We start from the raw sequence: 21,493 nt of genomic DNA on the forward strand, positions 1-21,493 counted from the left end.
CCGTTCGGGGCCTGAGGGATCGTTACTTCGTGGACGTGCTGACGGCTCCGGCCGCTACCGCGACCCGGACGGCTTCGTCTGGGACTGGCGCAGCTGGAACCAGTAGAACCCGTGGCCGGCCAGCGTCAGCAGGTACGGCCACTCGCCGATGGTGGGGAAGCGCACGCCGCCGATCAGCTCGACCGGGTACCGCCCCCCGTACTGCCGCAGGTCCAGTTCGGTCGGCTGCGCGAACCGCGAGAAGTTGTTCACGCACATGACCAGGTCACCCTCGTACTCGCGCACGAAGGCCAGCACCGCGGGGTTGCTGGAGGGCAGCTCGGTGTAGCTGCCGAGGCCGAACGCGGGGTTGAGCTTGCGGATCTCGATCATGCGACGCGTCCAGTGCAGCAGCGAACTCGAACTGCTCTGCTGCGCTTCGACGTTGGTCACCTGAAAGCCGTACACCGGATCCATGATGGGCGGCAGACTGAGCCTGCCCGGGTCGGCGGACGAGAAACCCGCATTGCGGTCCGGCGTCCACTGCATCGGGGTGCGGACGCCGTCCCGGTCGCCGAGCCAGATGTTGTCGCCCATGCCGATCTCGTCGCCGTAGTACAGCACCGGCGAGCCGGGCAGCGAGAGCAGCAGGGCGGTGAACAGTTCGACCTGGTTGCGGTCGTTCTCCAGCAGCGGGGACAGCCGGCGGCGGATGCCCACGTTGGCCCGCATCCGCGGGTCCTTCGCGTACTCCGCGTACATGTAGTCGCGCTCCTCGTCGGTGACCATCTCCAGGGTCAGCTCGTCGTGGTTGCGCAGGAAGATGCCCCACTGGCAGCCCGAGGGGATCTCCGGGGTCTTCGCCAGGATCTCGGAGACCGGGTAGCGGGACTCCCGGCGGACCGCCATGAAGATCCGCGGCATCACCGGGAAGTGGAACGCCATGTGGCACTCGTCGCCGCCGGAGCCGAAGTCGCCGAAGTAGTCGACCACGTCCTCCGGCCACTGGTTGGCCTCGGCCAGCAGCACGGTGTCCGGGTAGTTGGCGTCGATCTCCTTGCGGACCCGCTTCAGGAAGTCGTGGGTCTCCGGCAGGTTCTCGCAGTTGGTGCCCTCGCGGGCGTACAGGTACGGCACCGCGTCGAGGCGGAAGCCGTCGATGCCGAGGTCCAGCCAGAACTTCAGCGCGGCCATCACCTCCTCCTGCACCCGCGGGTTGTCGTAGTTGAGGTCCGGCTGGTGGCTGAAGAAGCGGTGCCAGTAGTACTGCTTGCGGACCGGGTCGAAGGTCCAGTTGGAGGTCTCGGTGTCGACGAAGATGATCCGGGCGTCCGGGTACTGCTTGTCGTCGTCGGCCCACATGTAGAAGTCGCCGTACGGCCCGTCCGGGTCGCTGCGCGAGGCCTGGAACCACGCGTGCTGGTCGCTGGTGTGGTTCACCACGAAGTCGATGATCACCCGCATGCCGCGCAGGTGCGCCGCGTCGACGAACTCCACGAAGTCGGCCAGGTTGCCGAACTCGGGGAGCACCGACTGGTAGTCCGAGACGTCGTAACCGCCGTCCCGCAGCGGCGAGTTCATGAACGGGGGGAGCCAGAGGCAGTCCACACCCAGCCACTGGAGGTAGTCGAGCCGCGAGGTGAGCCCCTTGAGGTCACCGACGCCGTCGCCGTTGCTGTCCTGGAACGAGCGCACCAGCACTTCGTAGAAGACCGCGCGTTTGAACCACTCGGGGTCGCGGTCCCGGGCGGGGGTGTCGGCGAAGGTGTCGGGGACGGGCTCGTTGACTGTCACTGCGGGTTCCTCCGAACCGTGAGGAGGTGGGCCGGCCCGGAAGAGGGATCGAGCCGGACGTAGTTGTGACGGCCCCAGGCGTAGGTGGCGCCGGTCAGCTCGTCGTGCACCGTCAACGGCCCCGGCACGTCGAGCGTCACCGTGGCCTCCTGGACGTGGTGCGGGTCCAGGTTGACCACGCAGATCACGTGGTCCTCCAGGCCGTCCTCGGTGACGGCGGTCTTGGAGAACGCGATGATCATCTCGTTGTCGACGGGGTGGAAGCGCAGGTCCCGCAGCTGCTGCAGCGCGGGGTGCCGGCGGCGCAGCCGGTTCAGGGCGGTCAGCAGCGGCGCGAGGGTGTCCTGCCGGGACCAGTCGCGCGGGCGCAACTCGTACTTCTCCGAGTGCAGGTACTCCTCCGAGCCGGGCGCCGCCGCCTCGTTCTCGAACAGCTCGAAGCCCGCGTACACCCCGTAGGTCGGCGAGAGCGTCGCCGCCAGCACGGCGCGCAGCGCGAACGCGGCCGGGCCGCCGTGCTGCAGGTGCTCGGGCAGGATGTCCGGCGTGTTGGCGAAGAAGTTGGGCCGCATGTAGGCGGCCGCCTCGCCGGTCAGCTCGGTCAGGTACTCGGTCAGCCCGGCCTTGGTGTCGCGCCAGGTGAAGTACGTGTAGGACTGGTGGAAGCCGATCTTGCCCAGGGTGTGCATCATCGCCGGGCGGGTGAACGCCTCCGCCAGGAACAGCACGTCCGGGTCGGTGCGGGCGATGTCCGCGAGCACCTTCTCCCAGAAGTTCACCGGCTTGGTGTGCGGGTTGTCGACCCGGAAGATCCGCACCCCGCGGGCCATCCAGAACCGCAGGATGCGCACCGTCTCGCGGACGATCCCGTCGAAGTCCTGGTCGAAGTTGACCGGGTAGATGTCCTGGTACTTCTTCGGCGGGTTCTCGGCGTACGCGATGGTGCCGTCCGCGCGGTGGCTGAACCACTCCGGGTGCTTGTGCACCCACGGGTGGTCCGGCGAGCACTGCAGCGCGAAGTCGAGGGCGATCTCCAGGCCCAGCGCCGACGCCTCGGCGACGAAGTGGTCGAAGTCCTCCAGGGTGCCCAGGTCCGGGTGGACGGCGTCGTGGCCGCCCTCCGGGGAGCCGATCGCCCAGGGCGAGCCGACGTCGCGCGGACCGGCGGTCAGCGCGTTGTCCGGACCCTTGCGGTGGGCCCGGCCGATCGGGTGGATCGGCGGCAGGTACACCACGTCGAAGCCCATCGCGGCCACCGCGGGCAGTCGCTCGGCGGCCGTCCGGAAGGTGCCCGACATCGGCGGCTCGACGCCCGTCGGGTCGACCACCGCGCCCTCCGAGCGCGGGAAGAACTCGTACCAGGAGCCGAACAGCGCCCGCTTGCGGTCCACCTGCAGCGGCTGCGGGCGGGTCGCCGAGACCAGCTCGCGCAGCGGGTGGCGGGCCAGCAGCGCCGTCACCTCCGGGTCCAGCGCCGCCGCGTAGCGGCTCAGCGGCGGCAGGCCGGTGTCGCGCAGCGCGTCCACCGCCGCCAGCACCTGGGCCCGGCCGTCCTTCTTCGGCACCCCGGCGGCGGCGCGCTCCAGCAGCTGCGCGCCCTCCTCCAGCACCAGCGCGGTGTCGATCCCGGCCGGGAGCTTCACCGCCGCGTGCTTCTTCCAGGTCGCCACCGGGTCGGACCACGCCTCCACCAGGTACGACCAGCGGCCCGGCGCGGTCGGCGTGACGTACGCGCCCCAGCGGTCGCTGCCCTCGGACAGCTCGCGCATCGGCGTCCACGGGCCGGACCGGCCGCGCGGGTCGCGCAGCACCACGTTGGCGCCGACCGCGTCGTGGCCCTCGCGGAACACCGTCGCGGAGACCAGGAAGCGCTCCCCCTCCACGGCCTTGGCCGGGCGCCGGCCGGCGTCGACGAGCGGGGTCACGTCAAGCACGGGGATGCGGCCGATCACGGTGTCGCTCTCTGTCGTCTTGCGGGCGGGGCGGGCGGCGGCGCGCTTGGCGGCCGGGCGCGCGGAGGTCGCGGGGGGTTCGGCGGGTGCGGCGGTCTTCCGCGCCGGTCTGCGGGCGGCGGGCCGCGCGGCGGCCTCCCCGGCCGCGGCGTCGGTGGCCGCGGCGGTGGACCTGACGGTGGTGGTGGTCCGCTTCGCGGCGGCCTTGCGGGGGGTGCCCGCGGCGCGTTTCACGGCCGGGTCGGCGGCCTTCCGGCGGGCCGCGCCGGTGCGCGGGGCCGGTACCGGCGGCTCGCCGGCCGACGGGGCCTCCGCCGGGGTGTCTGGTGCGTCGTCCGTCGGCACCGTGGACTGGTCCCGCGTGTCGCCGTGCATGCCAATGCTCCTGCCCGAGATCGGCGGCAGCTCCCGCGGCAGCGGCGCCGAGGGAGTACCGGGAGGACTACTTGGGTGAGGAAGGACGTGCGACCGGAGCCTGCCCGTGCCGACGGCCCCGGCAACCCCGCCCAACCGGTCGCGGCCGCGCGCCGGGTCGGACGCACGTGTCCCGGCGCGCGTCGCTCGGTGCACGCCCCCCACGTGACCCAATCCACCGGAAAACGACCGGGCAGGGAACAAGGACACGCGAAGACGCGGCGACTGGGGCCGAATGGGCTAAGGAAAGTGAGGGTTCGTCGAACAGGGCATGCAGCAGCCGAGGCAGCAGGGGGCGACCACCCGATCGCGCACCAGCGGCACTCACGACCTTGTTGCATCCTCGCACCACCGGCAAGGGCTACGTGCGGGTAGGCGCGCGGTTTCGGCCGGTATGCCACGGCAAATCGGACACTCGAAACGTCCCCGTCCCCAGAAGTTCACACCTGACGGCGCGTCTTTTCCCAGCGTGCGCCCCCTGCGCGCCCTGATTTGCCACCACGCGCCGAGAACGATCTGAACACTGCTCCGAACGGGTGTGCCGCCCGCCAGTTGACGCCCCTTCAGGCGTACGGTCGGGGCTACGCTCCATGGCGTGAAGGCAATCCGCAGGTTCACCGTCCGCACCGTCCTGCCCGAACAGTTGCAGCCGCTGCACGAGCTCGCGCTGAACCTCCGATGGTCCTGGCACGCCGAGACGAGGGAGCTGTTCCGCTCCGTCGACCCGGACGTCTGGGCCGCCGTCGGAGAGGACCCGGTCCGACTGCTCGGCGAAGTCCCCGCGACCAGACTCGCCGCGCTCGCCGCGGACCGGCGCTTCCTGCGCCGCCTCGGCGACCTGTCCGACGAACTGCGCGACTACCTCACCGGCCCGCGCTGGTACCAGGGCGCGACCGACCCCGCCGACCCCGACGGCGCCCTGCCCGCCGCCATCGCCTACTTCTCGCCCGAGTACGGCATCGCCGCCGCCCTCCCGCAGTACTCGGGCGGCCTCGGCATCCTGGCCGGCGACCACCTCAAGGCCGCCTCCGACCTCGGCGTCCCGATCATCGGCGTCGGCCTGTTCTACCGGCACGGCTACTTCCGGCAGTCCCTCGACCGGGACGGCTGGCAGCAGGAGCGCTACCCGCTGCTCGACCCCGACGCGCTCGCCGTCACCCTGCTGCGCGAGGAGGACGGCACCCCCTGCCGGATCGACCTCGCCCTCCCCGGCGGCCGCACCCTCGCCGCCCAGGTCTGGCGCGCCCAGGTCGGCCGCGTCCCGCTGCTGCTGCTCGACTCCGACGTCGAGGCCAACGGCCCGGCCGAGCGCGACGTCACCGACCGGCTCTACGGCGGCGGCAGCGAGCACCGGCTGATGCAGGAGATACTGCTGGGCATCGGCGGCGTCCGCGCCGTCCGCACCTACTGCCGCCTCACCGGCCACCCCGCGCCCGAGGTCTTCCACACCAACGAGGGCCACGCCGGGTTCCTCGGCCTGGAACGGATCGGCGAACTCGTCACCGCCCACCCCGGGCTCGGCTTCGCCGACGCCCTGGAGGCCGTCCGGGCCGGCACCGTGTTCACCACCCACACGCCCGTCCCGGCCGGGATCGACCGCTTCGACCGCGAACTGGTCGCCCGGCACTTCGGCGGCGACGCGGCGCTGCCCGGCGTCCCCGTCGAGCAGGTGCTCGCGCTCGGCGCGGAGAGCTGGAGCGGCGGCGACCCCAAGCTGTTCAACATGGCCGCGATGGGCCTGCGGCTGGCCCAGCGCGCCAACGGCGTCTCCACCCTGCACGGCGCCGTCAGCCGGGAGATGTTCCGCGGCCTGTGGCCCGGCTTCGACGCGCCCGAGGTCCCGATCACCTCGATCACCAACGGCGTGCACGCCCCCACCTGGATCGACCCCGCCGTCGTCCGGCTCGGCGCCACCGAGATCGGCCAGGAGCGCGCCGAGAACGCGATGGCCGTCGGCACCGCGGGCCAGTGGACCGGCCTGGAGCGGATCGGCAACGCCGAGGTCTGGGAGCTGCGCCGCACGCTGCGCAGCCAGCTGGTCGAGGAGGCCCGCGGCCGACTGCGCGCCTCCTGGCGCCAACGCGGCGCCGGTGAGGCCGAGTTGGGCTGGACGGGCGCCGTCCTCGACCCCGACGTGCTGACCATCGGCTTCGCCCGCCGCGTCCCCTCGTACAAGCGGCTGACGCTGATGCTGCGCAACCCGGCCCGGCTGCGTGCGCTGCTGCTGCACCCCGAGCGGCCGGTGCAGATCGTCATCGCGGGCAAGGCCCACCCCGCGGACGACGGCGGGAAGCGGCTGATCCAGAAGCTGGTCGCCTTCGCCGACGACCCCGCGGTGCGGCACCGGATCGTCTTCCTGCCGGACTACGACATGGCGATGGCCAAGACGCTCTACCCCGGCTGCGACGTCTGGCTGAACAACCCGCTGCGCCCGCTGGAGGCCTGCGGCACCTCCGGGATGAAGGCCGCGCTGAACGGCTGCCTCAACCTGTCGATCCTCGACGGGTGGTGGGACGAGTGGTACGACGGCCAGAACGGCTGGGCCATCCCCACCGCCGACGGCAGCACCGGGGAGGGGGTCCTCGACCCGGAGAGCAAGGAGGCCGAGCGGCGCGACGACATCGAGGCCGCCGCGCTCTACGACCTGATCGAGCACCAGGTCGCCGCCCGGTTCTACGACCGCGGCGCGGACGGCCTGCCGCACCGCTGGATCTCCATGGTCCGGCACACCCTGGTCACCCTCGGCCCCAAGGTGCTGGCCGGGCGGATGGTCCGCGAGTACGTCGAGCGGCTGTACGCCCCCGCCGCCGCGGCCGAGCGGCGGCTGGCGGGCCCGGACGGCGACTACGCGGCCGCGGCGGCCCTGGCGGGCTGGAAGGCCGGCGTCCGGGAAGCCTGGTCCGGGGTGCGGGTCGAGCACGTGGAGGCCGACGGGGCGGGCGAGGCCCAGGAGCTCGGCGCGACCCTCGCGCTGCGCGTCCTGGTCAACCTCGGCCGGCTGAGGCCCGAGGACGTCGAGGTGCAGGTCGTCTCCGGCCGGGTCGACGAGAGCGACCGGATCTCCGAGGCCACCACCCTCGCGCTCAAGCCCGCGGGCGGCGGCACCGACCTCGACGGCCGGATCCGCTACGAGGGCCACCTCGAACTCTCCCGCACCGGCCCCTTCGGCTACACCGTCCGCGTCCTGCCCACCCACCCGAGGCTGGCCTCGGTCGCCGAGATGGGCCTGCTGGCCGCCCCGGCGGAGACCGGCGGGATGGACGCGGGCGTGCTCAGGTAGCCGTCCGGCACCGCACGGCGGGGCCCGGGGCGACGCACCGCCCCGGGCCCCGCCGTCACGCCGTGCGCCAGGTGTGCCAGAGGTCGGCGTACGGCCCCTCGGCGGCGAGCAGGTCCTCGTGCGGGCCGAGGGCGGTCAGGCGGCCCCGGTCGAGGACGGCGACGCGGTCGGCGTCGTGCGCGGTGTGCAGGCGGTGGGCGATCGCGATCACGGTGCGGCCGGTGAGGGCCGCGGCGAGGGCGCGCTCGGTGTGCCGGGCGGCGGTCGGGTCGAGCAGGGCGGTGGCCTCGTCCAGGACCAGGGTGTGCGGGTCGGCGAGGATGACCCGGGCCAGGGCGAGCTGCTGGGCCCGGGCGCCGTCCAGGCGGGTCGCGGCCGGGCCCAGGTCGGTGTCCAGACCGTCGGGGAGGTCGTGCTGCCAGCCGACCGCGTCCAGGGCGGCGGTCAGCGCGGCGTCGTCGGCCCCGGGCGCGGCGATCCGCAGGTTGTCGCGCAGGGTGCCGAGGAAGACGTGGTGCTCCTGGGTGACCAGGACGACCTGGCGGCGCAGCCGCTCCGGCGCGAGGTCGGCCAGCGGGACGCCGCCGACCGTGACGCTGCCGGTGCGCGGGCGCTCGACGCCCGCCAGCAGGCGGCCCAGGGTGGTCTTGCCGGAGCCGGAGGGGCCGACCACGGCCAGGCGCTCGCCCGGGGTCAGGTCGAGGTCCAGGCCGTGCAGGACGTCCGGCCCGTCCGGGTAGGCGTAGCGGACGCCGGACACCCGGATCCGGTCGTCGGCGGGCTCGTGCGCGGGGGCGGCGGCCGGGCCGCCGCCCTGCGCGGGGACGGACGCGGGCGCCGGGGCCAGGCCCTCGACCCGGGCGTAGGCGGCGGTGCTGCTCTGCAGGCCCTCCAGCAGGACGACCACGGTGTCCAGCGGGTCGACGATGCGCTGCAGGTACAGCGCGGTGGCGACGGCGGCGCCCGGGGTGACGGCGCCGTGGGCGACCAGGACGGCGCCCAGCGGGAGGACCAGCGCGGCCGGGACGGCGTACGAGAGGTTGATGCCCGCGAAGAACCGCAGCCGCAGGTGCAGGGTGCGCATCCGGGCCCGGTGCGCCTCGGCGACGGCCGCCCGCCCGGCGGCCAGGCGCTGCGGGCCCAGGCCGAGGGCGTCCACCGTGCGGGCGCCGTGCGCGGTCGCGGAGAGGGTCTCGGCCAGGCCCGCGGTCGCGGCCCGGTCGGCGAGGTAGGCCGGGCGGGAGCGGCGCAGGTACCAGCGGGCGGCGAACGCGATGCCCAGCACGCCGAGCAGGCCGCAGGCGCCCAGCAGCGGGCTGACGGTGAGGATCGCGCCGAGGATGAACAGGATCTGCGCGCAGGCGACCAGCAGTTCGGGCGCGGCGTCCCGCAGGGTCTCGCCGACGGCGGTGGAGTCGGCGGTGCCGCGGGAGGTGAGGTCGCCGGTGCCCGCGCGCTCGGCGGTGCCCGCGGGCAGGGCGAGGACCCGGTCGAGCAGCTGCTCGCGGACCTTCGCGGCGGAGCGCTCGCCGAACCGGTGCGCCAGGTAGCGGGCCTGACGGCTCAGCAGGATCTGGGCCAGGGCGCAGCCGAGCAGCAGCAGGCCGACCCGGTCGACGTCGCCGGTGGTGGCCCCGTCGCGGACCCGGTCGATGAGCCGGCCCAGCAGCCAGGGCCCGGCCAGGCCGAGCAGGGCGGCCGCCGCGTTGAGGGCCAGCACGGCGGCGAAGGCCCGGCCGTCGGAGCGGACCAGGGCGACGGCGGCCCGCCGGACCTGGCGGGGGGAGGCGATCGGAAGGGTGCTCAACTGGCGTCCTCGGCGGGAGGTTCGGGGCGGGCGGCGGCCGCGGCGGGGGGCTCGGGGCGGGAGTCGGCGTCGCGGGTGACCAGGGTGCGGTAGCCGGGCTGGGTGCGCAGGAGCTCGCGGTGGGTGCCGGTGGCGGCGACCTTGCCGTCGACCAGGTAGTGGACGGTGTCGGCCCGGTCGAGCAGCAGCGGGGAGGTGGAGGTGAGCAGGGTGGTGCGGCCGGCGCGGGCGGCGCGCAGCCCGGCGGCCATCGCGGCCTCGGTGTGGGCGTCGACCGCGGAGGTCGGTTCGACGGCCAGCAGCACCTCCGGGTCGGCGGTCAACGCGCGGGCCAGGCGCAGGCGTTGGCGCTGGCCGCCGGAGAGGTTGCGGCCGTCGGCGGCGAGCGGGGCGTCCAGGCCGCCGGGCAGGGCGTCGTGGACGTCGCGGGCGGCGGCGGCGTCGATCGCGGCGAGCAGGGCGTCGTCACCGGCGCCGGTGCGGCCGCGGACGGTCTCGCGCAGGGTGCCCGCGAACAGGGCGGCCTCGTTCTCGGCCAGGGTGATCCGGTCGCGGACGGCGGTCAGCGGCAGGTCGGTGAGCGGGGTGCCGTCCCACTCGGGGGCGGGCCCGGCCGGTCCGGCGCCGGGGCGGGCGGCGGCGTCGAGCCGGGCGAGGCGCTCGGCGACGGCGGCGCTCTCGGCCGGGCGGGCGGAGGCGAGCACGGTGAGCGTGCCGGGGGCGAGCCGGACGCCGGACTCGGGGTCGGCCAACCCGGCCGGTCCGGGCGGGGGTCCGGCGGTGCCGGTGTCGGCCGCGGGGGCCAGCGAGAGGAAGGCGACGACCCGGCGGGCGCAGACCAGGGCGCGGCCGATGTCCTGGCTGTTCTCCAGCAGGAAGTAGACCGGGGCGACCAGCACGGCCGTGTACCCGAAGACCGCGGCGAGCTGGCCGGGGGTCAGCTCCCCGGCGACGGCGAGGCGGGCGCCGATCCAGGTCACGGCGGCCAGCAGCAGGACGGGCAGGCCGCCGCCGAGGGCCTGGATCCAGCTGGTGACGGCGCCCACCCGGTAGCCCGCGGCCCGCAGCCGCCGGGAGTCGTCCCGGTAGCGGGCCGCGTACACGTCCTTGCCGCCGAGGCCGTTCAGCACCCGCAGCCCGCCCGCCAGGTCCTCGAAGCGGGCGGTCAGGCGGGCCTGGTGGTCGCGGTAGGCGTCCTCGACGTGCTGCTGGCGGGAGAGCAGCGGGCGCAGGGTCAGGCCGAGCAGCGGCAGGCCGAGCAGGACGACCAGGGCCAGCAGCGGGGAGAGGGTGAGCAGGACGGCGGCGATCGTCAGGTAGCAGACCACCGCGCCGACGCCCGGCCCGATGAAGGTCAGCGCCAGGGACATCCGCACCACGTCGGAGATGCCGATGGTGACCACCTCGCCCGCGGTCACCTGCCGGGGCAGCTCCGCGCCCAGGCGGGTGCTGTGCCGCAGCACCACGGCGACGGTGCGGAAGGTGGCGTCGTTGCGGACCAGCGTCATCACGCGGTGGCGGTGCCAGGCGAGCAGCAGGTTGAGCAGGCCGAAGGCGAGCATCGCGGCGGCCCAGCCGAGGACCGGGCCGGTCCGGCCGGTGCGCAGGCCGTCGTCCACGGCGCGGGAGAGCAGGTAGGGCTGGACGGTCAGCCCGAGCATCCAGGCGGTCCCGAAGAAGGTGCCGGCCAGTGAACGCCGGAGCTGGCTGGTGGCCAGCCAGCCCAGGTAGCGGAGCGGGCTGCGGACGTCGGGTTCGCCGGGGTCGCCGACGGTCGGGTCGTTCACGGAGCGAGCGTAGCGGGGGGCGCCGGGGCGGCTCGAACGAATTCCGGGCCGGGAGGGGCCGGTGGACGGGGGCGGGCCCCGGTGGCCACCGGGGCCCGCGGGGCGGTCAGTTGACGGCGAAGTAGTACTCGCGGTGGCTGAGCTCGATGCCGTCCTTGGTGGTCGCGTAGGACTCCAGCACGTACCAGTCGCCGGCCGGCGGGGTCCAGCTGACGTCCGCCTCGCCGTGCGGGCCGGCCGGGACGGTGGTCCACTCGTCGGACCAGCCGAAGCGGTAGGTGTAGCTCGCGATCTGGGCGTCCTTGATCTTCGGGGCGAAGTGGAACGTGCCGGGGGTGCCGGCCGCGCCGCCGTAGTTCTCCTCCGGGAAGTCCGCGGAGGTGACCGTCGGGGTGGTGTCGATCGCCTCCGACCAGTGGCCCCGGCTGCTCATCCAGCCGTTGGCGCTGGTGGAGGTGGCCTCCAGGCTGTCGCCCCGGGGGCTCTTCAGGACCAGGGTGAGCTCGGCGGTGCCGTCCGGGCCGGCCGGGACGGTGGTCGACTCGTGCGTCGTCGTGTCGGTCACCGTGTAGCTGACCACCGGGGAGAGGGCCTGCACGCCCGCGTCCGGGGTGAGCCGGAAGGTGGCGGGCTTGCCGAACATCGGCGAGTGGGAGGTCTTGGTGACGGTCGGCGAGGTCCGGAGGAACACCAGCACGTAGCTGCTGGGCCGCGAGACGTTGCCGGCCCGGTCCAGGCTCTGGACCTGGAACGGGGTCGGGCCCTCGGTGCCGGCCGGCGGGACCAGGTCCACGGTGGCCGAGCCGCCGGGGGCGTCCGCGTGGACGGTGCCCGACTGACCGGTCGGCCAGCTGTACCGGAAGTCGACCACGTCGGCCGTGCCGTTCGCGGCGAAGGTGAACCGCACCGGGCTGCCGCCGGCGGCCCACTGGCCCTCCGGGTAGTTGGACGAGGTGACGGTGGGCGCGGTGGCCGGGGCGGTGTTGTCGGTCGTCAGGTAGCAGACGGCCGACCAGTCGGAGGCCGCGCCGGTGGCCGGGTCGACGGTGCGGGCCCGCCAGGCGTAGCCCTGGCCGTCGGGGAGGCCCGGCAGGTAGGCGGTGGTGGGCGAGCCCGGCGTGGCGCCGTGCCGGACGAGGGTGCCGCCCTGCGCCGGGTCGGTGGTCCGCCAGTACGCGAACTCCTCGTCCAGCGGCCACGCCGACGGGTCGGTGTGGTTGGCGGTGCCCGAGACCGAGGGGCCGCCGTAGGGGCCGTCGTGCACCACGGCCGGGGCGGCCGGGTCGGTGGCGCAGGGGCGGCCGCCGTTGGTCAGGTCGGTCGGCGTGAGCGGGGTGCCCGTGGTGGCCCCCGCGGTGCCGGGGACGAGCAGGGACAGGGCGACGGCGGAGGCCGCCGCCAGGCCGGCGCGCAGGCGTCGGGCCGGGGTGTGCGTCATGGATTCCCCTCCGGAAGGCCCGGGCTGACGTGCTGTGAGCCCGGGCACCGGGGAGCGTAGCGCACACGATCGATCGGGCGGAGCCAATAATTCCACCCCGCCGGTGGTGGGGACTACGAGGCGTAGACCTGGAGGTCGGCGACCTGGCCGGCCGGCCAGCCGGTGTTGGAGGTGAAGACCAGGCGGACGTGGCGGGTGGTCGGGGCGGCGGGGAGGGTGAGCGTCGTGCGGTTGCCGGTGGCCGGGTCGAAGACGTACCCGGCGGGGGGCAGCAGGCGGGTGAAGGTGGTGCCGTCGGTGCTGCCCTGCACCTCCACGGTCTGGGTGCGGGCGGACCAGGCGGCGGCGGGCGGGACGGACAGGACGATCCGGCGCACCGGGAGGGCGGTGCCGAGGTCGGTCTGCAGCCACTGCGGGAAGGCGTTGTTGGCGCTCTCCCAGTAGCTGTTCGGGTCGCCGTCGACCGCGTTGCCGGAGCCGTAGACCTGGGTGTGGCTGCTCTCCGCGGTGGGCCGGTGCAGCGCCAGGTCGCCGGTGGGGACGGTGGCGGCGGAGGTGGTCGCGGTGACCTGGGCGGAGGCGGGGGAGAGGTTGCCCGCCGCGTCCAGGGCCCGGACGGTGAAGCCGTACGCGGTGGCGGGGGACAGGCCGGTGACGGTGCAGGAGGTGGCGGCGGTGGTGGCCGCGACCGCGTCGCCGCGCAGGACCCGGTAGCCGGTGACGGCCACGTCGTCGGTGGCGGCGTTCCAGGCCAGCGAGACGGTGGTGTCGCTCAGCCCGGTCACCCGCAGGCCGCCCGGCGCACTCGGGGCGGTGGTGTCCGGCGCGGTCGGCAGCGGCCGGGTCGGGCGGGCCGCCGTCACGGGCAGCTGCCCCTTGAGCATCCGGCCGCCGTCGCCGGTCAGCCGCAGGTAGTAGTCCGAGGAGCAGGCGGTGCCGTCCTCGTCCAGCGCCAGGAACCCGGACCCGGCGGGCACCCAGGCCAGGGACTCGGCGGTCTTGGCGATCTGGTTGCCCTCGTTGTACTCGTCGAACATCGAGACGTACGCGGACGCCACCCCCGCCCGGGCCATGTTGTAGAACTGCCGCCACATGAAGTCGCCGTGCGCCCGCTGCCGGTCGCCGACCCCGCCGGGCAGCACGCACGGCTGGTAGTCGATGCCGTGCGCGGCGCACTCCGCCAGGTCCGGGACGGTCGCCACGGTGTAGAAGTTGTCGGCGTCCGCCGCGCTGCCGATCCGGCCGACCAGCCAGGGCGAGAGCATGTCGAAGGAGTGGTAGACGTCCGAGAAGCCGGGCCGGGAGTCCCGGTCGCCGGTGCGCCACCAGGTCGGCACCCCGCCGATGACGTAACAGCCCTGCGCCTTGAACCAGTTGACCACGTCCTGGCACTGCGCGGGGGTGAACGGGCGCTGGGCGTCGTTGAAGCCGAAGCCCCAGATGCACACCACCGGCTTCCCGTTCTGCCGGGCGTACGCGGGCGAGGCGGTGTGCGCGCTCATCTTGTTCGTCCAGTCGGTCTTGATGTCCGACTGCATGGTGGTCCAGTCCGAGACGTCGTACATGAGGTAGAACTTCACGCCCTGGGACTCCGCCGCGCTGCGCACCCTGCCCGCCATGGCGTCCCGGGTCGGGCCCTCGCCGCCGGTCGGGTTGAAGCGCTGCAGGGCGGCGGTGTCGATGCCGTACTGCTTCATCCAGCGGAAGTGCAGGTCGACGGTGGACTGGTCGTAGGAGGAGAACAGGGCGGCCTGCTGACCGTTGCCCAGGTTCGCGAAGGCGGTGGCGTACGTCTTCGGGTACTCGCGGACGTCCGGCCAGGCGACGATGGACTTGTTGGTGTTCGAGGGCGCCTGGCCCCAGTTCTGCGCCCAGTGCCACCAGCCGTTGATCGGGGCGCCGTCGCCCGGGCAGGCGAACCAGCCCTGGTAGCCGACCGTCACCTTGCCGACCACGTCGCCCGGCGCGCTCGCGGCGCCGGCCGGGGCCTCGCCCAGGGCCAGGCCCGTCGCGAGGCCCGCCGCTGCCGCCGCCTGCAGGAACACCCGTCGCGATACCACCATGCCGCTGCCTCCGCCCGGTTGACGACGTCTTGTCAGGTCCGCGACCCGACGCCCCGGGAGCGTAACGGCGCTGACATCGGGCGGCAATATGTTCGACAGATATTGCAAGAATCCGATAGCTAGCTCGAAAGAGTTCGACTGGCGAGGTGGGCGGCCCAACCGCCGGACGCCGTGACGTCCACCGCGCCCGCCAGCGCGGCCGGTTCGCACAGGAAGCCCGGCACGGTCGCGCCGTCCGCCAGCCGGACCGGGCCCAGCGCCATCGGCTGCGGCAGCGCGGCCAGCAGCGCGCCCAGCCCGGCGGCGGGCAGCTCCCAGAGCTCGCCCGCCAGGGCCGCCCCGCCCTCCGCCACCCGGACCAGGCCCGGCTTGGGCGGGACGGTGTCCAGCGCGTACATCCGGTACTCCGGGGCGGTGCGCACCTCGGCGGCGAACCGGCCGCCCAGCGAGGTCAGTTGGCCGTTCAGCGGCTGCCCGGTCAGGTGCGCGCCGAACACCGCCAGCCGCACCGGCGGGGCGGTCAGCAGCCGGGCCAGCGCGGCCAGCCGCTCCTCGGTCCGGGGCGGGCCGACCAGCATCACGCCGAACGGCAGGCCGTCGACCGTGCCCGCCGGGACGGCGAGCGCGCACAGGCCCAGCAGGTTCGCCGAGTTGGTGAACCGGCCCAGCCGGGCGTTGGCGCCCACCGGGTCGGCCGCCACCTCGGCGAAGGTCGGGTGCCAGGTGGTGGTGGGCAGCAACAGGGCGTCCGCGTCGCCGAGTTCGGCCAGCGCCGCGGCCCGCAGCCGCTCCAGCTCGGCCCGGTCGGCGAACAGCCGGTGCGCGGGCACCTCCCGGGCCGCCCGGACGATGCCCGCCACCACCGGGTCCAGCCCCGGATCGCCCCGCTCGGCCGCCGCGTCCAGGAACGCGCCCACCGCGGCGTACCGCTCGGCCACGAAGGCGCCCTCGTAGAGCAGCGCCGCCGCCGCGTCGAACGGTGACAGGTCCAGGTCGCGCAGTTCGGCGCCCGCCGCCGCCAGCCGGTCGGCCGCCGCCGCGTGCGCCGCCGCCCAGCCGTCCGCGAGCACGCCCAGCCGGGCGGCGGCCGGGACGGCGACCCGCCACGGGCCCGGGCGGCGGCCCGGGGCGGCCGGGGCCGGGTCGGCCAGCAGCCGCAGCGCGGCCTGCGCCTCGTCCACCGTGCGGGCGAACACCGAGACGCAGTCCAGGCTCGCGCAGGCCGGGACCACGCCCGCGGTCGGCACCAGGCCCGGGGTCGGCTTCAGGCCCACCACGCCGTTCAGCGCGGCCGGAACCCGGCCCGAGCCCGCCGTGTCGGTGCCCAGCGCCAGGTCGACCAGGCCCAGCGCCACCGCCACCGCCGAACCCGAGCTGGAGCCGCCCGAGATCCGGCCCGGGTCGACCGCGCCGCGCACCGCGCCGTACGGGCTGCGGGTGCCGACCAGGCCGGTGGCGAACTGGTCCAGGTTGGTGGTGCCCAGCACCACCGCGCCCGCCGCCCGCAGCCGGGCCACCGCCGGGGCGTCCCGCTCCGGCAGGTACCCGTACGAGGGGCAGCCCGCCGTGGTCGGCAGGCCCGCCACGTCGATGTTGCCCTTCACCGCGCACACCGTGCCCGCCAGCGGCAGCCGCTCGCCCGCCGCGACCCGGGCGTCCACCCCGGCCGCCTCGGCCTCCGCGGCGGCCTGCGGGCGCAGGTCGATCCACACCTCCGGCCGGTCGACCGCGGCGATCCGCGCGTACGCCCGGCGCACCCGCTCCGCGGCGCTCACGCGGGAGCCCCCAGCACCACCAGCGGGCTGCCCGCCTGCACCTGGTCGCCCGAGCCGACCAGCAGCTCGGCGACCACGCCGTCCCGGTCCGAGAACACCGCGGACTCCATCTTCATCGCCTCCAACGCCATCAACCGCTGCCCCTTGCGCACCCGCTCGCCCGGCGCCACGTCCACCTTCCACACGCAGGCGGTGAACTCGGCCTCCACCACGCCGCCGCCCGGCGGCACCTCCACCGCGCGCGGCGCGGCGGGCGCCGCCCCGGCCGCCCGGTCGGCCCGGTCGAACTCGCCGGACTCCTCCCAGGCCCGCCGCTCCGCCGCGAACGCCGCCGCCTGCACCGCCCGGAACTCCTCGATCGGACCGGCGTTGTCGGCCAGGAAGCGCAGGTGCTCGGCGAGCGCGAACTCGCCCTCCTCGATCCGGAGTTCGAACCGGCCCGCGGCCATGTCGGCGCGCAGCTCCAGCAGCTCCTCCGCCGACACCGGGTACCAGCGGATCCGGTCGAAGAACCGCAGCAGCCACGGCGCACCCGGGGTGAACGGACCGCGCTGCTGCCAGCCCGACCACATCTGCACCGTCCGCCCGACGAACTGGTAGCCGCCCGGGCCCTCCATGCCGTACACGCACAGGTAGGCGCCGCCGATGCCGACCGAGTTCTCCGCCGTCCACGTCCGGGCCGGGTTGTACTTGGTGGTGACCAGCCGGTGCCGCGGGTCCAGCGGGGTGGCCACCGGCGCGCCCAGGTAGACGTCGCCCAGGCCCAGCACCAGGTACTCGGCGTCGAAGACCGTCCGGTACACCTCGTCCACCGAGGCCAAGCCGTTGATCCGGCGGATGAACTCGATGTTCCACGGGCACCACGGCGCGTCGTCGCGCACCCCCGCCACGTACCGCTCGATCGCCTCCCGGGTTGCCGGGTCGTCCCAGGACAGCGGCAGGTGCACCGTCCGGCTGGGCACCACCAGCTGCTCGGCGGGCGGCAGCTGCTGTTCCAACTCGCGCACGAGGGACAGGAGTTCGGCGACCGGGAGGACGTCCGGGTCCACGTGCACCTGGAGCGAGCGGATGCCCGGCGTCAGGTCGACCACCCCCGCCGGGCGCCGCCCGGCGACCAGCTCCGCCAGCGCGTGCACCCGCATCCGCAGCGCCAGGTCCAACTGCATCGGCCCGAACTCGACCAGCAGGTTGTCGTCCCCGCTGCGCCGGTACGTCACCGACGGGCGGTCCGGGCCGGCCGGGCGGCGGGCCAGCACGCCGCCGTCCAGCACCGCCGGGCGCGAGGGGGCGGGCACCGCGGCCGGGGTGCGGCGCAGCGCCGCCGCGTCGTCGGTGGTCACCGGCACGAAGCGGACGGTGTCGCCCGGGCGCAGCTGGCCCAGCTTCCAGCGCTGCCCGGAGACCACCGTCGCCGGGCAGACGAACCCGCCCAGCGAGGGCCCGTCCGGCCCCAGCAGCACCGGCATGTCGCCGGTGTAGTCGACCGCGCCGACCGCGTACGGGGTGTCGTGGATGTTCGACGGGTGCAGGCCCGCCTCGCCGCCGTCCCGGCGCGCCCAGGCGGGCTTCGGGCCGACCAGGCGCACCCCGGTGCGGGCGCTGTTGAAGTGCACCGACCAGTCGGCGGCGTAGAACTCGGTGACGTCCTGCTCGGTGAAGAACTCCGGTGCGGCGTGCGGCCCCTCGACCGCGGGCAGCAGCCAGGACGAGGTGAACTCCGGACGGTCGGCGACCGGGCCCGCGCCCGGGCCGAGCGGGCCGGTACCGCCGTGCAGCACGTCCCCCGTGCGCAGCGCCCGGCCGCCGTGGCCGCCGAAGCCGCCCAGCGTGAACGTCGCCGCGCTGCCCAGGAACGCCGGGGCGTCCAGGCCGCCCGCCACCAGCAGGTAGCAGCGCAGGCCCGGGCCGGGCGGCGCCGGGACGTCCAGCAGCCCGCCCGCCGGGACGAGCACCGGCTCCCACTGCGGCACCGGCGCGCCGTCCACCGTCACCGCCGTCGGCGCGCCGGTCACGCACACCCAGGTCGGGGCGGTGAACCGCAGCGCCGGGCCCAGCAGCGTGCACTCCAGGCCGGGCGCGCCCTCCGGGTTGCCCAGCGCCCGGTTGCCGAGCCGGAACGACAGGTCGTCCATCGGCCCGCACGGCGGCACCCCGACGTGCCAGTAGCCGGTGCGGCCCGGCCAGTCCTGCACGGTGGTCTGGGTGCCCGCCCGGACCACCTCGATCCGCGGCGTCGGGTCCGCCACGTGCGCCAGCGTCCCCGTGTGGTGGGCGGCCGCGGCCACCTCCGCCACCGCCGGGACGGCCCGCAGCAGGCCCAGGTTGGTCTCGATGCCGTGGATCCGGGTGTCCGCCAGGGCCTTCGTGAGCCGCTCCAGCGCGTCGGCGCGGTCCGCGCCGTGCACGACCACCTTCGCCAGCATCGGGTCGTACGCGGTGGTCACCTCGGTGCCGGTCTCCACCCAGGTGTCCACCCGGACGTCGGTCGGGAAGGCCACCTCGGTCAGCAGGCCCGCGCTCGGCCGGTGGTCGCGCGACGGGTCCTCGGCGTACACCCGGGCCTCCACCGCGTGCCCGCGCGGCGGGCCGACCTCGCGCACCACCCCGCGCTCGCCCCGGGCCAGCCGCAGCATCCACTCGACCAGGTCGACCCCGTACACCGCCTCGGTGACCGGGTGCTCCACCTGCAGCCGGGTGTTGACCTCCAGGAAGTACGCCTCCTCGCGCGCCGCGTCGTACACGTACTCCACGGTGCCCGCCGAGCGGTAGCCCACCGAGGCGCACAACTGCCGGGCCGAGTCGGCCAGTTCGCGGCGGACGCGGTCGGGCAGGCCGGGCGCCGGGGCCTCCTCCAGCACCTTCTGGTTGCGGCGCTGCAGCGAGCAGTCCCGGTCGCCGAGGGTCACCACCCGGCCGGTGCCGTCGCCGAACACCTGCACCTCCACGTGCCGGGCCCGCTCCACCAGCCGCTCCAGGAACACCCCCGCGGTGGCGAAGTTCGCGGCCGCCACCCGCTGCACGCCCTCCCAGGCGTCGGCCAGCTGCGCCGCGTCCCGGCAGGCCCGCATGCCGATGCCGCCGCCCCCGCCGGTGGCCTTCAGCATCACCGGGTACCCCACCCGCTCCGCCGCGGCCAGTGCCGCGGGCAGGTCGGCCAGCAGCCCGGTGCCCGGCAGCAGCGGCACCCCCGCCGCCTCGGCCGCCGCGCGGGCGGTGTGCTTGGCGCCGAACACCTCCAGCTGGGCCGGGGTCGGGCCGACGAAGGCCAGGCCCGCCGCCTCCACCCGGCGGGCGAACGCCGCGTCCTCCGAGAGGAACCCGTACCCCGGGTGGACCGCGCCCGCCCCGCCCTCCAGCGCGGCCGCCAGCACCAGGTCCGCCCGCAGGTAGCTGTCCTTCGCCGCGGCCGGGCCCAGCCGCACCGCGCGGTCGGCCATCCGCACGTGCGGGGCCGAGCGGTCCGGGTCGGAGAACACCGCGACGGTGGACAGGCCGATCCGGCGGGCGGTGCGGATGATCCGGGCCGCGATCTCGCCCCGGTTGGCGACCAGCAGGGTGTCGAAGCTCATCGCGGGCCCCCCTCGGTGGTTCCGGGGCGCTCGGTGGCCCCGGTGGGCTCGGTGACCGTCATGCGCACCGGGGTCGGGTCGAAGCCGTTGCACGGGTTGTTGACCTGCGGGCAGTTAGACACCAGCACCAGCACGTCCGCCTCGGCCCGCAGCACCACCCGCAGGCCCGGCGCGGAGAGGCCGTCCACGATGCCCAGCGTGCCGTCCGCCTCCACCGGCACGTTCATGTACCAGTTGAGGTTCGACACCAGGTCGCGCTTGCCCAGCCCGTGCCGGGCCCCCTCGGCCAGGAAGTTCTCCACGCAGGCGTGCTGCGACCAGGTGTGGTGGCCGTAGCGCAGCGTGTTCGACTCCTTCGAGCAGGCGCCCGCGATCGTGTCGTGCCGCCCGCAGTCGTCCGCCACCACCGTCATCAGCGGGGTGTGCTCGTTCGACATCAGGACCGTGCCGGTGGACACGAAGACGTTGCCGGACGCCTGGAGGGTGTCGGCGGCGCTGTAGCGCACCGCGGTGTCGTGCGCGTCGTACAGCAGGCAGTCGACGGCCTGGTTGCCGTGCAGGTCGGTGACGGTCAGGAACTGTCCGCGGCGGACCACGGCGGACCAGGCGGCGCGGGCGGGGACGACCTCGTCCAGGACGACGGTCTCCGGGGTGGTGCTCTCCGGGATGGCGGTGGTGGTCATCGGGCCCCCAGGGCGGCGGTGTTGAGGTGGGCGCGGTGGCGCTCGGGCGTGGCGTCCCAGTGCGGGTCGCCGGGGGCGGTCACGGCGCCCGGGGTGACGGTGACCCGCAGCGGGGTGCAGTGCCAGGCCGGACGCGGGTCCAGCGGGTGGGCGGTGTTGGCCAGCAGCAGAGTGGTGCGCTGCTCCAGCCGCAGCACCACCTCGGCCCCCGGGCCGGCCGAACCGGTGGGGCGCAGCGAACCGTCCGGGTCCACCGTGACGCCGCGGAAGAACGAGACCGGGGCGGGCAGGTCGCGCGGGGCCAGCCCCTGCTTGGCCGCGGCCAGCAGCAGCAGTTCGCGCCCCGCCGGGGACGGGCCGTGCGCCGCGCCGTCCCCGTAGCGGGCCCGGTTGCGGGCCGCGGTCGACGCGCCCGCGAGGGCGTCGTGCCGACCGGAGGTGTCCGCGACCAGGGTGGCCAGCACCCGGCCCTGGTCGGAGAGCAGCTGGCTGCCGAGCCGGAGGTAGGCGTTCCACTGCACCTTCACGGTGTCCGCCGGGTTCAGCCGCTCCCAGGGGCGGTCGGTCACGAACAGCAGCAGGTGCGCGCAGGCGTCGCCGTCCCGATCGGTCAGCGCGACGTGCGCGCCCGCCGGGAGGACCAGGTGGGTGTAGCCGCCGCCCGCGACGGTCTCCGACCACAACGTGCCTGCGGGCGGCGGCAGTTGCGGCATGCAGTCCACGACCGTGCCCGCCTGGGACCTGGCGTGGGCGCGGGCGGCCGTGGTGGTGGCGGTGCCGGCCTCGGCGTGGGGGGTTTCTGTCATGCGACAGAAATTAGGGAGGGGCGGATTCGGCGTCATTGCCCCGGCGTGACGCGGGAGTTACCGTCCCCTCACGGTGGGGGCGGAGGGGGCCGGGCGGCGCGGACGCGCGGAGGCCGCCCGGGGTGCGGGCGGCCGTGGGCGGGGCG

Annotated in this window: 11 protein-coding genes; 1 reads left to right on the forward strand and 10 read right to left on the reverse strand. The window is 75.1% G+C overall.

Annotated elements, in window-relative coordinates:
• Nucleotides 1–54: 54 nt before the first annotated feature.
• Nucleotides 55–1,773, reverse strand: coding sequence for a maltose alpha-D-glucosyltransferase (treS, locus tag QSK52_RS07605; protein WP_285734963.1), 1,719 nt, complete (start codon nt 1,771–1,773; stop codon nt 55–57).
• Nucleotides 1,770–3,725: an alpha-1,4-glucan--maltose-1-phosphate maltosyltransferase gene (locus tag QSK52_RS07610; RefSeq protein WP_285735115.1), complete on the reverse strand. Its 1,956-nt coding sequence runs from the start codon at nt 3,723–3,725 to the stop codon at nt 1,770–1,772. Before QSK52_RS07610 ends, treS begins: the two co-directional genes overlap by 4 nt.
• 1,009 nt (nt 3,726–4,734) lie before the next feature.
• Between QSK52_RS07610 and glgP the strand changes: the two genes are divergently transcribed.
• Nucleotides 4,735–7,419, forward strand: coding sequence for an alpha-glucan family phosphorylase (gene glgP, locus QSK52_RS07615; RefSeq protein WP_285734964.1), 2,685 nt, complete (start codon nt 4,735–4,737; stop codon nt 7,417–7,419).
• Between the two features lie 55 nt (nt 7,420–7,474).
• Here the strand turns inward: glgP and QSK52_RS07620 are convergent, their stop codons facing one another.
• From QSK52_RS07620 to QSK52_RS07655, 8 genes are all read right to left on the reverse strand, one after another.
• The gene (locus QSK52_RS07620) at nt 7,475–9,226 is read right to left on the reverse strand and encodes an ABC transporter ATP-binding protein (RefSeq protein WP_285734966.1); all 1,752 of its coding nucleotides are present in this window, start codon (nt 9,224–9,226) and stop codon (nt 7,475–7,477) included.
• Complete coding sequence (locus QSK52_RS07625) at nt 9,223–11,013, reverse strand: ABC transporter transmembrane domain-containing protein (RefSeq protein WP_285734967.1); 1,791 nt, start codon at nt 11,011–11,013, stop codon at nt 9,223–9,225. The genes QSK52_RS07620 and QSK52_RS07625 overlap by 4 nt, the downstream gene beginning before the upstream one ends.
• A 106-nt stretch (nt 11,014–11,119) precedes the next feature.
• Nucleotides 11,120–12,451, reverse strand: coding sequence for a hypothetical protein (locus QSK52_RS07630; protein ID WP_285734969.1), 1,332 nt, complete (start codon nt 12,449–12,451; stop codon nt 11,120–11,122).
• A gap of 113 nt (nt 12,452–12,564) precedes the next feature.
• Entirely contained in the window at nt 12,565–14,514 is a 1,950-nt protein-coding gene (locus QSK52_RS07635; protein ID WP_285734971.1) for a discoidin domain-containing protein, read from the reverse strand.
• 119 nt (nt 14,515–14,633) lie between these two features.
• The gene (locus QSK52_RS07640) at nt 14,634–16,289 is read right to left on the reverse strand and encodes an allophanate hydrolase (RefSeq protein ID WP_285734973.1); all 1,656 of its coding nucleotides are present in this window, start codon (nt 16,287–16,289) and stop codon (nt 14,634–14,636) included.
• The gene (gene uca / locus QSK52_RS07645) at nt 16,286–19,858 is read right to left on the reverse strand and encodes an urea carboxylase (RefSeq protein ID WP_285734976.1); all 3,573 of its coding nucleotides are present in this window, start codon (nt 19,856–19,858) and stop codon (nt 16,286–16,288) included. Before uca ends, QSK52_RS07640 begins: the two co-directional genes overlap by 4 nt.
• Nucleotides 19,855–20,541: an urea amidolyase associated protein UAAP2 gene (locus QSK52_RS07650; RefSeq protein WP_285734978.1), complete on the reverse strand. Its 687-nt coding sequence runs from the start codon at nt 20,539–20,541 to the stop codon at nt 19,855–19,857. The genes uca and QSK52_RS07650 overlap by 4 nt, the downstream gene beginning before the upstream one ends.
• Nucleotides 20,538–21,347, reverse strand: a complete 810-nt coding sequence (locus QSK52_RS07655; RefSeq protein WP_285734979.1) for an urea amidolyase associated protein UAAP1 — start codon at nt 21,345–21,347, stop codon at nt 20,538–20,540. Before QSK52_RS07655 ends, QSK52_RS07650 begins: the two co-directional genes overlap by 4 nt.
• Nucleotides 21,348–21,493 lie beyond the last annotated feature (146 nt).

Origin of the sequence: Kitasatospora phosalacinea (assembly GCF_030268885.1) — a bacterium.
GTDB classification, from domain to species: domain Bacteria; phylum Actinomycetota; class Actinomycetes; order Streptomycetales; family Streptomycetaceae; genus Kitasatospora; species Kitasatospora phosalacinea_C.